This window comes from Nonomuraea mesophila, assembly GCF_004352805.1.
GTDB classification, from domain to species: domain Bacteria; phylum Actinomycetota; class Actinomycetes; order Streptosporangiales; family Streptosporangiaceae; genus Nonomuraea; species Nonomuraea longispora.
In genome coordinates this window covers 47,768-60,001 of sequence record NZ_SMLD01000014.1, presented here as the reverse complement: position 1 = coordinate 60,001, position 12,234 = coordinate 47,768, and the positions used below count along the sequence as shown (strand labels likewise).

The following is a 12,234-nucleotide window of genomic DNA, read 5'->3' as shown; positions in this document are numbered from 1 at the left end:
CGGTTGACGACGACGTCAAGCCTGGTCGCGACCCTTCAGGGGAACTCCTACACGGATCCCGAGGTGTTCGCGCAGGAGCAGGCAAGCATCTTCGAAAGCCTCTGGATCTGCGCCGTCAGGACAGAGGATCTGCCTAAGCCGGGAGCATTCAAGACGGTTCAGGTCGGCAGGGAGAACGTGATCGTGGTCCGCGGCAGGGACGACCTGCTGCGCGCCTTCCTCAACGTCTGCAGGCACCGTGGCGCCCGGCTGTGCGTGGAGGAACAGGGCGAGGTTCGCAGGACGATCAGGTGCGCCTACCACGCCTGGTCCTACGACCTCGACGGCCGGCTCGCCGCCGCGCCCAACCTGGTGAAGATGCCCGACATCGACCGCGTGGCGTACGGGCTGGTGCCCGTGCACCTGCGCGAATGGCTGGGGTACGCGTGGGTGTGCCTGGCCGCCGAGCCGCCCTCGTTCGAGGAGACGGTGCAGAACGCGGCCACGGAACGCCTCGGCGACCCGGCCGCCATCGACCGCTACCACGTCGAGGACCTCGTGCTCGGCCGCAGGATCCGCTACGACGTCAAGGCCAACTGGAAGCTCATCGTCGAGAACTTCATGGAGTGCTACCACTGCGCCACCATCCACCCCGAGCTGACGGCCGTGCTGCCGGAGTTCGCCGGAGGCTACGCGGCGCAGTACTACGTCGGCCATGGCGCGGAGTTCGCCTCCCGGGTCGAGGGCTTCACCGTGGACGGCGGCCCGGGCTTCGGCCGGCTGCCCGAGCTGTCACACGAGCAGGACCGGCGCTACTACGCGATCACCGTCAGGCCGCAGGTGTTCGTCAACCTGGTGCCCGACCACGTGATCCTGCATCGGATGTACCCGATGGCCGCCGACCGGACCGTCGTTGAGTGCGACTGGCTCTACCACCCCGACGTGATCGCCTCGGGGGCGGACCTGTCGACCTCCGTCGAACTGTTCCACCGGGTCAACGAGCAGGACTTCGACGCCTGCGAGCGGACCCAGCCCGGCATGTCGTCACGGGCGTACGTGGAGGGCGGGGTGCTCGTGCCCAGCGAGCATCACATCGCCCTCTTCCATCAGTGGGTGAACCAGCGCTTGCGGGGGTAGCGCACGGTGAGCCCGCCGTACTTGGCCCGGCCGCTGATCACCACCTGGAGGGCTCCGGGGCGCGGCCGGCTCGGGACGGAGCCCGTCGAGGTGTTGCCCCAGTCGCTCTGGAAGCCGTCCACGTCCACCACCGCGCCGTCAGGCAGAACGATCTTGGCGTAGCCGTACGTGAGGTCGAGCTCGATGTCGACGACCGGGTGCGGGATGACGGTCTGGGAGAGGTCGAGCTCGGCGCTGCCGTACTTGGAGGACACGCGCAGCCGCCGGGGGACCGCCCAGTCGCCTGAGCGCTTGATGAGCCCGTGCTTCGACTGCAGCTCGACCACGTCGTTGACACGGGGTTGCTCGACGGGGAGATCGTCGATCAGGTTGAGCAAGTCGCCGTAGGTCTTCGAACTCAGCGCGACTTCGAGCCGTTCTTCGAGCTCCATCTGGGTGAGACGACCCTCGGAGAACGCACGCTGAAGCTGCTGGGTGGCGCGTTCCCGATCTTCGTCGGAGACCCGCATCTGCATTTCCGACATGTCTTGAGCATAGGTTCACAATGCTCAGAACGGGAGACGTCGGCCAGAAGGGGTGCGCAGATCGAGAGGCGGCGACGGGCGGACAGGCTGGGGGCGGCGACTGACCTGTATTCTCTTCACATCTATGAGGTACCCAGTGGATCGCCGGGAAGTCGCGCTCCTTGGGTAGCGTGAGGGCTGATGCTGGCAGAACCGTTCGAGCATCCGGCTCTCCTCTATCGAGGTGAGCCGGAATACGTTGCTGCCACGACCGCCTTCGTCCGCGAGGGCCTGGCGGCGGGCGAGCCCGTCGCCGTCGCCGTTCCCGCCCGCAACCTCGCCCTCATCGAGGAGGCCCTGGGCCCCGACGCCGCAGCGGTCCGACTGCTCGACATGAGCGCGGCGGGGCGCAATCCCGGCCGCATCATCCCCGCCGTGCTGCGCGACTTCGCCGACCGGTATCCCGACGACCACGTGCGCATCATCGGCGAGCCCGTCTGGCCGGGCCGCACCGCGGCGGAATATCCCGCGTGCGCCCAGCACGAGGCGCTGATCAACCTGTCGTTCGCGGGCCGGCACGCCACGATCCTGTGCCCCTACGACGCCGAGGGCCTCGACCCGGCGGTGATCGAGGACGCGGCGCGCACCCATCCCGTGCTGCGTGACTCCTCCGGCGAACGCCGCAGCCCCCACTTCTCGCCCGAGCTGGTGATCGACGCGCACAACCGGCCGTTCGACGAGCCCGAGCGGTGCGCCACGCTGCGCTTCGACAGCGGCAACCTGTCGGAGGCGCGGGCGCTGGCCGCGCGCGAGGCCGTCGCGCTGGGCTTCCACGGCGACCGGCTCGACGACGTGCGGCTGGCGGTGGCCGAGCTGGGCGCCAACAGCCTCGACCACGGCGGCGGCTCCGGCACGATCAAGGTGTGGACCACCGACGGGCGGCTCGTGTGCGAGGTCGGCGACGCCGGCCACATCACCGACCCGCTGGCCGGGCGCAGCCCGGTCGACCCGCGCCAGGCGGGCTCGCGCGGGCTGCTCATCGTCAACCTGCTCAGCGACCTCGTCCGCGTGCACTCGACGCCGGAGGGCACCGCCGTCAGGGTCTATTTCGACGTCCCGGTCCGGCGCTGAGCGGCGGCGTCAGTGCAGGGCCTCCGACCTGCGTGTCAGTGCTTGATCTCCGACCTGCGTGTCAGTGCTTGATCTCCGACCTGCGTGTCAGTGCTTGATCTCCGACCTGCGTGTCAGAGCTCGACCTCCGACATGCTGGGATAGCGCGTGCCGCGCACCGCGTCGGCGGGCACGGCCGCGTCCAGCGCGCCGAGTTGCTCGGGCGTCAGCGTGATGTCCGCGGCGGCGGCGTTCTCCTCCAGATAGCGCAGCCGCTTCGTCCCCGGGATCGGCACGACGTCCTCGCCCTGGGCGAGCACCCAGGCCAGCGCGAGCTGCGCCGCCGTGACGCCGGCCGCCTCGGCGATCCGCTTCACCTCGGCCGCCAGCGCCCGGTTGTGCCGGGCGTTCTCGCCCACGTTGCGCGGCATGTGCTTGCGGAAGTCGTCGTCGGGCAGCTCGTCGGCCGGCGGCAGCGTGCCCGTCAGGAAACCGCGGCTGATCGGGGAGTAGGCCACCAGCGCGACGCCGAGCTCGCGGGCCGCCGGCAGGATCTCGTGCTCGATGCCCCTGGTGAACAGCGAGTACTCGCTCTGCAGCGCGGCGATCGGATGCACGGCGCACGCCTCCCGCAGCGTACGCGCGCTCACCACTGACAGGCCGAGATGGCCTACCTTGCCCTGCTCGACCAGTTCGGCCATGGCGCCCACCGACTCCTCGACCGGGACGGCCGGGTTGCGGCGGTGCATGTAGTAGAGGTCGATGCGGTCGACGCCGAGCCGCTTGAGCGAGGCGTCGCAGGCGGCCTTGATGTAGGCGGGGCTGTTCTCGATCGAGCGGCCGTCGCCTTCGCGCCTGACGCCGAACTTGGTGGCCAGCACCACCTCGCCGCGGCGGTCCTTGATGGCGCGGCCGACGAGCTCTTCGTTGGCCCCTCGAGCGCGCTCCAAGTCAAACCGGGGTCCGGCCGGGGCCACCCACCCTGAGGGGGAACGCCCTACCCAGGGTCACGTCCCGGCAGGTCATCAGGGTCGGTCAGGGTCCGGTGAGACCAAGGGATTAAGGGATCCTTCAGGGCCGGTTCGGGTCTATCTCCGATAGTCGCAAAGCTCGCATTCCACGAGCTTGGAGGCATGAAGGGATTGCTTGCCACGGGATTCACCGCCATCGGCACAGGGAGCGCCGCCATGCTCACCCTGCACGCGGGCTCCGACCTGGACCCGCTGCACAGCGTGATCAGCGAGTACGCGTACCAGTCGGCGGGATGGCTGCTGCCCGCGTCGCTGACGTTGTTCGCGGCCGGCTCCGCGCTGATCGCCGAGGCACTGCGCCGGTCGGGGACGAACCGCTGGGTCGTCGTGCTGCTGCTGGTGTGGGGGGCGAGCATGTTCCTGGTCGGGGCCTTCCCCACCGACCGGCCCGGGGTGCCGCTGTCGTTGTCGGGCGGCATCCACCGCTATGCCGCCTTCGTTGCCTTCCTGGTGATGCCCGTGGCGGGCATGCTGCTGGCCCGCGCGAACGTGCGCTTCGCCAGAACGGTACGGGCCCTCAGCGGGGTGGCGCTGGGCGCGCTGCTGCTCGTCGTGGTCCCGTACGTGGTCCGCATGTTCGGCATCCCGCTGGCCAGCGAGGACATCCCGGCCGGCCTGACCCAGCGGGCCGTGGTGATCACCGAGCTCGGTGTGCTGGCGCTGGCCGGCCTGTCGATGCTCAAGCCGTCGGCCCGGGCCTCCGGCCCCGGCGTCACGCCGATCATGGCCTAGCGCGAGGAGTGAAAGCCGCCCCTCGGGATAGATGAGGGTTCCGATCTCGCTTGAGGAGTGGCTGGAATGACGATTCTGATCGCGTACGACGGTTCCGACGACGCCGATGCCGCGATCGCGTTCGCGGCCGAGATGTTCCGCGGCGCCGACGCGGTCGTGCTGACGGTGTGGGAGCGGCTGGTGATGACCTCGGCCAGGGCCTCCGTGGGACTGATGATGACCATGGACCAGTCGGGCATCGAGGACGAGGCGATCGCCAAGGCGATGCGCGAGCTGGCCGATCGCGGTGCGGACCGGGCCAGGCAGGGCGGGCTGAACGCCGTGCCCCGGTGTGACGTGGACTCCGTGGCCGTCTGGTCGACGATCGTGGACGTCGCCAACGAGATCGACGCCAAGCTCATCGTGACCGGCACCCGCGGGCTCGGCGGCGTGCGGTCGCTCCTGCTCGGCAGCACGTCGGACCGGGTGCTGCACCACGCGGGCAGGCCGGTGCTGGTGGTGCCCGCCCCTGCCGCCGCGGCCGAGGGCAAGGACTGACGGCGGCGCAGGCCGCCCCGCTGTCTCGGTCACCTCACCGTCGCCCCGCTCTGGCCGATGCACGACGCCAACCTCGGCACCCTCCTGCGCACGTGCGACGCGGTCGGGGCGTGCCTGGCGGTGCCTCGCCTGCCCTGGGTGCCCGAGGCGCTGGCCAGGGGCAACACCCTGCGCAAGGGGGCGTGCGTGCACTGGGTGCGCCCGCTGGACTGGCTGGCCCGCAGGCAGGAGCGGGTGCTCGGCGTCGAACTGGCCGAGGAGGCCATCCGGCTGGCCGACATGCCGATGGTTCGCTCACAAACTCGCCGGATTCTCCTGAGCCCGCCGTGTACCATCGACGGCATGACGACATACCTGGTGATGATGAGCCCCTAGGGGCTTTCACCGGCGACGTCTTGTTGAGGCCCTGCGAGCGGGGCCTCTCGTCGTGTCCGGGGCCCCATGGAGGCATCCGATGTACATCACGACGACCATCCCTTACGTCAACGCCCGCCCCCACCTGGGGCACGCGCTGGAGCTCGTCCAGGCCGACGTGCTGGCCCGGCACCACCGGCGGCGCGGCGAGCCCGTACGGTTCCAGACCGGCACCGACGACAACTCGCTGAAGAACGTGCTGGCCGCCGAGGCGGAGGGCGTGCCGGTGCGGGAACTGGTGGACAGGAACGCCGCCGCGTTCGAGGCGCTGCGGGGGCCGCTCGACCTGTCGTTCGACGCGTTCATCAGGACGAGCAGCCATCCCGGGCACCGCGCGGGCGTGGAGCGGATCTGGGAAGCCACCCGGCACGACCTCTACCAGCGACACTACGAGGGGCTCTACTGCGTGGGCTGCGAGCAGTTCTATCCGGAAGGGCCCTGTCCCGACGGTCATGAGGCGCCGCTGCAGCTCGTCTCCGAGCAGAACTGGTTCTTCCGGCTCTCCCGCTACCAGGACGCCCTGCTCGACCTCATCCGCAGCGGGCGGCTGAGGATCGAGCCGGCGGCCCGGCGCAACGAGGTGCTGGCGTTCGTCGAGGCGGGGCTGGACGACATCAGCGTCTCGCGGTCGGCCGCGCGCGCCAGGGGATGGGGCATCCCGGTGCCCGGCGATCCCGGCCAAGTCGTCTACGTGTGGTGGGACGCGCTGGCCAACTACGTCACCGCGCTCGAAGGCGGCGACTACGAGCGCTGGTGGGTGGCCGAGCCGCGCAAGGTGCACCTCATGGGCAAGGGCGTGATCCGCTTCCACGCCGTCTACTGGCCCGCCATGCTGCTGTCCACGGGCAGGCCGCTGCCCACGGGGATCTTCGTGCACGACTACCTGACGGCGGACGGCCGCAAGCTCAGCAAGTCGTCCGGCGGCGCCGCCGACCCGGCGGTGCTGGTGGACGCGTACGGGGTCGACGCCGTGCGGTGGTGGCTGCTGCGCGAGGTGCCGCGCGTGGGCGACGCCGACTTCACCGAGGAACGCCTGGTCGCCCGCGCCGACGAGGACCTCGCCAACGGGCTGGGCAACCTGGTCAACCGGGTCGTCACCATGGCGCACCGCTTCCTGGACGGCCGGGTGCCCGTGGAGGCCCGGGAAGAGGAGCCGTTCGAGGCGGACGAGGCGGTGCACGAGGCGCTGGAGGCGTTCGACTTCCGGCGGGCCGCGACCGCCGTGCAGGCGCTCGTCGAGCAGGCCAACCGGTACGTCGAGCGCACCCGGCCCTGGACGCTGCCGCCTGCCGGTCAGGAGGTGGCCCTGGCCACGCTGGTGCACGCCTGCCGGACGCTGGCCGTACAGCTGGAGCCCTTCCTGCCCACGGCGGCGGCGCGCGTGACCGCGGCCGTGAGCACGAACGCGGAGGGGCGGCTGCCCCGGCCCGAGCCGCTGTTCCGGCGGCTGGCCGGGCCCCGGCAGCCGGTGTAGGTTGGCGCGCATCCGACCCACCGGTATGGAGGCGCGGCATGCCCACCGTCGACACCCTGCGCGGTCCCGTGGACGTCGATGAGCTCGGTCAGACCCTCATGCACGAGCACATCTTCGTCGTGTCCCCGGAGCACCTGGAGAGCTACGGCAGAGGCGGGTGGTGGGACGAGGAGTTCCGCGTGGCGGACGCGGCGGTCAAGCTCAACGCGGTGGCGGCGAAGGGGGTACGTACGCTCGTCGACCCGACGGTGTGGGGGCTGGGGCGCTACATCCCCCGCATCCAGCGGGTCGCCGAGCAGGTGCCCGGCCTGAACATCATCGTCGCCACCGGCCTGTACGCCTTCGAGGAACTGCCGCACCAGTACGAGCACCGGGGCCCCGGCCTGTTCCTCGACATGCCCGACCCGATGATCGACGACTTCGTCCGCGACCTCACCGAGGGCATCGCCGGCACGGGGGTCAAGGCGGCGTTCCTGAAGTGCGTGGTCGAGGCCAAGGGCCTGACGCCGGGAGTGGAGCGCATCTGCCGGGCCGTCGCGCGGGCGCACACCCTCACCGGCGCGCCGGTCACGGTGCACACCAACGCGTTCACCCAGAGCGGACTCATCGCGCTCGACCTGTTCGCCAACGAGGGCGCCGACCTGGAGAAGGTGATCGTCGGGCACGCGGGCGACAGCAACGACCTCGACTACCTCATGCGCATGGCCGACACGGGCGCGACGCTCGGAATGGACCGGTTCGGGCTGGACGTGTACAACCCGACCGCGCAGCGGGTGGCCACGATCGCGGCGCTGTGTGAGCGCGGATACGCTGACCGGATGGTCCTCAGCCACGACACCGCCTGTTTCATGGACTATTTCGGCGGTGCGTGGGACGACGCCCGCGGCACGCTCGCGCCCAACTGGCGCTACGATCACATTCACGACGACGTCTTGGCCGCACTGCTCGACTCGGGTGTGACCGATGGCCAGATTGAGCAGATGCTGGTGTTCAACCCGAAGCGCTACTTCTCGTAGAGTGGTTGGATCGGGCAAGCAACGCAGGTAGGTGGAGCTGGGTGACTTCGGAGCAGGCCTTGTCGATAAGCCTCGGACTCCAGGGACCCTGTGTCATCGCGCGGTTGACGGGGGATTTCGACTTCGGCTCCGCCGCGGAGGTGCGCGACCGCGTCACCAAAGCTCTCGACCTGACCCAGCCTCCGATGCTCGTCATCGACATGCAGGCGGTCAGCGTCTGCGACTCCTCAGGCCTGTCCGTGCTGGTCTACCTGCACAAAGCGGTCACCGCTTCGGGCGGCCGGCTGCTGTTGTCGGGGCTCAACGGCCGCTGCAAGCACCTGTTCGCGATCACCGCGCTCGACAAGTTCTTCGACATCCGCAGCACGGCCGAACTGGCCATCGCCGAGCTCAACGAGGTCGGCGACCAGCCGCCGTTCACCGACTGAGTGCCGCGAGCTTCCTCACCGTAGGCCGCGTAGGCCGTCCCCCGTGCTGTCCCTGCTCAGCGGCATAGGCATCCCCGTATAAGCCGGGCATAAAAGAATAACCGTTCCATATCAGATTGCCTTGGCGAAATGTTGGTGCTTCCGGATTCTTGATGTAATCAACGGGATACCGGCCGCTGCCACAGGGGGAAGCGGCTGTGCTTGCACAGGGGGCATGCATGATCAGGAGTCTTGCTGGAACGGTCTTAGTCGCCGCTGCCGCGACGTCGCTCATGGCGGCGCCCGCCAACGCGTCGACCTCGGCGAGCACGTCCGTGGCCGCCGCGGCGTCCAAGGCGGCCGTCACCGCCCGGCCTCAGCTGATCCGCACCAAGGCGTCCTTCGGCAGGTGCCGGAACACCTGCCGGGTCAAGGTCAGGATCAAGAACATCTCACGCAAGAACCTGTTCAACGTGAAGCTCAACGTCAGGCTCACGGTGAACGGCAGGAAGGCGGGGAGCTGCTACGACTACGTCGGCAGCATCCGGGCCCGTAAGGTCCGCTACGCCAGCTGCACCGTGCGGACGAGCACGCTGAACCGGCTCTACAACCGTTACCTCGACGGGTACACCGGTTTCCGTTACCGCGCCAACACGTCCGTGGCGTACAGGTATTACCGCTAGATGACGCTTCGAGGGCCGGCCGTGTCCTGGCCGGCCCTCGGGCCTACGCGGTGACGAGGAGCGCCAGCCCGATCAGCACCACGACCGGGACCAGCCACATCACGGCCTCGACAGCGAACTCCTTGTACATCGCGCGAATCTCCTTCTCGGGGGCGGCCACACGTCAATGGGCAGCATAGCCGCCCGCCGGCCATGCCGAGGTCCCGGAGGTCGCCGCCGGGTTCAGGCGGTGACCGCGCCGTCGGAGGCGGAGCGCACGGTGGCCACGTACTTGGTCAGCACGCCGCGTTCGACCTCGCGCTCCGGGCGTCGCCAGGCGGCTCGTCGGCGTTCCAGCTCGGCCTCGGGCACCAGGAGGTCCAGGGTGGAGGCGGCGCTGTCGACGACGATCGGGTCGCCGTCGCGTACGAGCGCGATCGGGCCGCCGTGGTAGGCCTCCGGGGCCACGTGGCCGATCACCCGCCCGTGCGAGACGCCGCTGAAGCGCCCGTCGGTCACGAGGGCCACCGAGGTGCCGAGGCCCCGGCCGACCAGCGGGCCGGTGATCGAGAGCATCTCGCGCATGCCCGGCCCGCCCGCCGGGCCCTCGTAGCGGACCACGATGACGTCGCCCGGCACGATCAGGCCCGCCTCGATGGCGGCGATGCACGCGTCCTCCGAGTCGAACACCCTGGCCGGGCCCTCGTGACGGAAGTCGTCCTTGCCGCCCAGCTTGAGCACGCATCCGTCGGGCGCGAGCGAGCCGCGCAGGATGGCCAGCGCGCCGCGGGCCTTGAACGGCTGCCCCGCGTCGGCCACGACCTGCTGCCCCGGGCTCTCCTCTGCCTGCGCGGCGACGTCGGCGAGCGTACGGCCGTCGACCAGGGCGACGTTCTTCCTGAGCAGCCCGGCCTCCAGCAGGCGGCGGACCACGAGGGACGTGCCGCCCGCCCGCCACAGGTCGACGGCGGTGTGGGGGCCGCCGCTCGGCTTGAGCCCGGTGATGATCGGCACCTGGCGGCACACCTCGCCGATCGTGTCGATCCCGAGCGGCAGGCCCGCCTCGCGGGCGATGGCGAGCAGGTGCAGGACGGCGTTGGTGGAGCCGCCCATGGCCGCGACCGAGACGATCGCGTTGTACAGGGCGTCCTCGGTCAGGATGCGCGACGGGCGCGCGTCACGGGCCAGCGCCTCCATGGCGATCCGGCCGGCCTGGCGGGCGGCGGCGTCCTTCTCCGGGGCCACGGCCGGGATGTCGCCGATGCCGAAGGGGGCCAGGCCGAGGAAGTCGGCGACGCTGCCCATGGTGTTGGCGGTGTACTGGGCGGCGCAGGTGCCGGCCCCGGGGCAGGCGTGGCGGGCCAGGTCGTCCAGCTCGCTCTGGTCGAGGCGGCCGACGGCGCGTTCGCCGAGCGCCTCCCACATGTCCTGGATGGTGACGTCGCGTCCGCGCCAGCGGCCCGGCAGCATGCTGCCGCTGTAGAGGACGACCGCGGGCACGTCCAGCCGGGCCAGCGCCATGATGGCGGCCGGGACGGTCTTGTCGCAGCCGACGATGGCCACCAGGGCGTCGAAGGAGTGCGCCCGGCCCATGAGCTCGATGGAGTCGGCGATCACCTCGCGGCTGATCAGCGAGGTGCGCATGCCGGGGGTGTGCATGGTCAGGTTGTCGGAGACGGCGATGGTGTTGAACTCCATCGGCAGCCCGCCCGCCGCGCGTACGCCGTCGGCCACGTGGGCGGCCAGCTCGCGGTGGTTCAGGTTGCACGGCATGGTGCCGGTCCAGGTGGAGGCGATGCCCACCACGGGGCGGCGCATGTCCTCGTCCGACAGGCCCATGGCGTAGAGGTGGGAGCGGGCGGGTGCGCGGTCGGGATCGTCGGCGATGGTCAAGGGGTCAACCTCCGATGTACGGGTCGTCGCACCTCAATGATCCTGTGTCCGTTTCCTGCGCTTTCCTCCGGCCCCCTCACTGCTCGCGCAGGCCCCACGGTGAGCCGTACGCGGCCAGCAGGTCCAGGAACGGGCGCGCGTCGAACGCCTCGGGCCCCAGCACGCCCGCGCCCTTCCACACCCCGCCGGCCAGCAGTTCCAGCGCGACGACGGGGTTGACGGCGGTCTGCCAGACCACGGCCTGGGAGCCGTACTCGCGCATCGACCAGGCGTTGTCCACGATGTGGTACAGGTACACCTCGCGCGGCCGTCCGTCCTTGACGCCCTTCACCCAGGTGCCGGCGCAGGTCCTGCCGCGCATGTGCTCGCCCAGCCCCGCCGGGTCGGGGAGGGCGGCGGCGACCACGTCGCGCGGGGCCACCAGGGCGGTCCCGTGGCCGGACCTGACCTCGATCGGCTCGGTGCCGGCCAGGCCCATGGCGTGCAGGGCCTTGAGCTTGTCGATGAAGTCCTGGCCGAGACCGTACTTGAAGGTGACCCGGCCGGCGTCCACCCAGCGGGGGACCAGCACGACCTCCTCGTGCTCGACGTTGACGCACTCGACCGGGCCGATGCCCTCGGGGAAGTCGAAGATCTCCGGCTCGCTGAACGGCTCCGTGGTGTACCAGCCGCGCTCTCTGTCGTAGACGACGGGCGGGTTGAGGCATTCCTCGATGGTGGTCCAGATGGAGAACGACGGCGCGAACGCGTACCCCTCGACGGTCAGGTCGCCGCCGTCCCTGACCCCGATCTCCTCGATCTCGTCGAAGAGCTCGTCGGCGGCGTAGCGGGCGAAGACGTCGGACAGGCCCGGCTCCACGCCCATACCGACCAGAGCGAGCCTGCCGGACGCGGCCCACGCGTCCGCGCGGGCGAACTGCTCGTCGCCCAGCTTCACGCCCACCTCCTCGTACGGCCGGTCGGGGTGCGGCCGCGACAACGACATCGCCATGTCGAGATAGCCGGCCCCGGCCGCGAGCGCGGCCTCGAACAGCGGCAACACGAACCGGGGGTCGGTGGCGTTCAGCAGGACGTCGCAGCCGTGCCCGGCGAGCAGCGCGGTGACGGCGGCGCCGTCGCCCGCGTCGACCCTGGCCGGGGTGAACCTGCCCGCCCGCTCGCCCAGTGTGGCGACGGCCGCCTCGGCGCGGGAGAGGTCGTGGTCGGCGACGACCATGTGCTCGAAGAACGGGCGCCGTGCCGCGAGCCTGGTGATGGCGGTGCCGACGCCGCCGGAGCCGACGAGGAGGATACGCATGACGATAGGTCCCCTTTTATGTGGATTTGAGGGGTGTGTCGT

Annotated in this window: 13 protein-coding genes; 9 read left to right on the top strand and 4 right to left on the bottom strand. The window is 70.4% G+C overall.

The window, feature by feature from the left end:
* The first annotated feature begins 3 nt into the window (after nt 1-3).
* Nucleotides 4-1,116, top strand: a complete 1,113-nt coding sequence (locus tag E1295_RS08245; protein WP_132629202.1) for an aromatic ring-hydroxylating oxygenase subunit alpha — start codon at nt 4-6, stop codon at nt 1,114-1,116.
* On the opposite strand, the gene E1295_RS08240 is transcribed toward E1295_RS08245, so the two are convergent.
* Complete coding sequence (locus E1295_RS08240; protein ID WP_246079909.1) at nt 1,086-1,640, bottom strand: DUF1707 SHOCT-like domain-containing protein; 555 nt, start codon at nt 1,638-1,640, stop codon at nt 1,086-1,088. The two genes, E1295_RS08245 and E1295_RS08240, sit on opposite strands and share 31 nt — an antisense overlap.
* Nucleotides 1,641-1,820: 180 nt before the next feature.
* Between E1295_RS08240 and E1295_RS08235 the strand changes: the two genes are divergently transcribed.
* Nucleotides 1,821-2,750, top strand: a complete 930-nt coding sequence (locus E1295_RS08235) for an anti-sigma factor RsbA family regulatory protein (protein ID WP_132629200.1) — start codon at nt 1,821-1,823, stop codon at nt 2,748-2,750.
* Nucleotides 2,751-2,863: 113 nt separating this feature from the next.
* On the opposite strand, the gene E1295_RS08230 is transcribed toward E1295_RS08235, so the two are convergent.
* The gene (locus E1295_RS08230; protein WP_246079908.1) at nt 2,864-3,679 is read right to left on the bottom strand and encodes an aldo/keto reductase; all 816 of its coding nucleotides are present in this window, start codon (nt 3,677-3,679) and stop codon (nt 2,864-2,866) included.
* A 183-nt stretch (nt 3,680-3,862) separates the two neighbouring features.
* Here E1295_RS08230 and E1295_RS08225 point away from each other — a divergent pair, with 183 nt between their 5' ends.
* The 7 genes from E1295_RS08225 to E1295_RS08195 all read left to right on the top strand — a co-directional run bounded on the left by E1295_RS08225 (nt 3,863) and on the right by E1295_RS08195 (nt 9,023).
* Nucleotides 3,863-4,492: a DUF998 domain-containing protein gene (locus tag E1295_RS08225; RefSeq protein WP_132629196.1), complete on the top strand. Its 630-nt coding sequence runs from the start codon at nt 3,863-3,865 to the stop codon at nt 4,490-4,492.
* 66 nt (nt 4,493-4,558) lie between these two features.
* Nucleotides 4,559-5,029 carry a universal stress protein gene (locus tag E1295_RS08220; protein WP_132629194.1) on the top strand — a complete coding sequence of 157 codons (471 nt, stop codon included), beginning with the start codon at nt 4,559-4,561 and terminating at the stop codon, nt 5,027-5,029.
* A 57-nt stretch (nt 5,030-5,086) separates the two neighbouring features.
* Nucleotides 5,087-5,404 carry an RNA methyltransferase gene (locus tag E1295_RS08215; RefSeq protein ID WP_246079907.1) on the top strand — a complete coding sequence of 106 codons (318 nt, stop codon included), beginning with the start codon at nt 5,087-5,089 and terminating at the stop codon, nt 5,402-5,404.
* A 79-nt stretch (nt 5,405-5,483) separates the two neighbouring features.
* On the top strand, nt 5,484-6,917 hold the full coding sequence (gene metG, locus E1295_RS08210; RefSeq protein ID WP_132629192.1) for a methionine--tRNA ligase: 1,434 nt from the start codon (nt 5,484-5,486) through the stop codon (nt 6,915-6,917).
* Between the two features lie 38 nt (nt 6,918-6,955).
* Nucleotides 6,956-7,933 carry a phosphotriesterase family protein gene (locus E1295_RS08205; protein WP_132629190.1) on the top strand — a complete coding sequence of 326 codons (978 nt, stop codon included), beginning with the start codon at nt 6,956-6,958 and terminating at the stop codon, nt 7,931-7,933.
* 41 nt (nt 7,934-7,974) lie between these two features.
* Complete coding sequence (locus E1295_RS08200) at nt 7,975-8,361, top strand: STAS domain-containing protein (protein WP_281284723.1); 387 nt, start codon at nt 7,975-7,977, stop codon at nt 8,359-8,361.
* Between the two features lie 218 nt (nt 8,362-8,579).
* Nucleotides 8,580-9,023 carry a hypothetical protein gene (locus tag E1295_RS08195; RefSeq protein ID WP_132629186.1) on the top strand — a complete coding sequence of 148 codons (444 nt, stop codon included), beginning with the start codon at nt 8,580-8,582 and terminating at the stop codon, nt 9,021-9,023.
* Nucleotides 9,024-9,245: 222 nt separating this feature from the next.
* Here E1295_RS08195 and ilvD read toward each other — a convergent pair whose 3' ends face one another.
* Together ilvD and E1295_RS08185 are read right to left on the bottom strand one after the other, a co-directional pair.
* Nucleotides 9,246-10,895 (bottom strand): dihydroxy-acid dehydratase, encoded by a 1,650-nt coding sequence (ilvD, locus tag E1295_RS08190; RefSeq protein WP_132629184.1) that lies wholly within the window; start codon nt 10,893-10,895, stop codon nt 9,246-9,248.
* Nucleotides 10,896-10,971: 76 nt separating this feature from the next.
* Nucleotides 10,972-12,192, bottom strand: a complete 1,221-nt coding sequence (locus tag E1295_RS08185) for a saccharopine dehydrogenase family protein (protein WP_132629182.1) — start codon at nt 12,190-12,192, stop codon at nt 10,972-10,974.
* Between the last annotated feature and the right edge of the window lie 42 nt (nt 12,193-12,234).

Bases quoted from the DNA above. Each gene is read 5' to 3' on its own strand.
- E1295_RS08240 (WP_246079909.1), bottom strand. From the start codon at position 1,640: ATGTCGGAAATGCAGATGCGGGTCTCCGACGAAGATCGGGAACGCGCC.
- E1295_RS08235 (WP_132629200.1), top strand. From the start codon at position 1,821: ATGCTGGCAGAACCGTTCGAGCATCCGGCTCTCCTCTATCGAGGTGAG.
- E1295_RS08225 (WP_132629196.1), top strand. From the start codon at position 3,863: ATGAAGGGATTGCTTGCCACGGGATTCACCGCCATCGGCACAGGGAGC.
- E1295_RS08220 (WP_132629194.1), top strand. From the start codon at position 4,559: ATGACGATTCTGATCGCGTACGACGGTTCCGACGACGCCGATGCCGCG.
- E1295_RS08215 (WP_246079907.1), top strand. From the start codon at position 5,087: ATGCACGACGCCAACCTCGGCACCCTCCTGCGCACGTGCGACGCGGTC.
- metG (WP_132629192.1), top strand. From the start codon at position 5,484: ATGTACATCACGACGACCATCCCTTACGTCAACGCCCGCCCCCACCTG.
- E1295_RS08205 (WP_132629190.1), top strand. From the start codon at position 6,956: ATGCCCACCGTCGACACCCTGCGCGGTCCCGTGGACGTCGATGAGCTC.
- E1295_RS08195 (WP_132629186.1), top strand. From the start codon at position 8,580: ATGATCAGGAGTCTTGCTGGAACGGTCTTAGTCGCCGCTGCCGCGACG.
- E1295_RS08185 (WP_132629182.1), bottom strand. From the start codon at position 12,192: ATGCGTATCCTCCTCGTCGGCTCCGGCGGCGTCGGCACCGCCATCACC.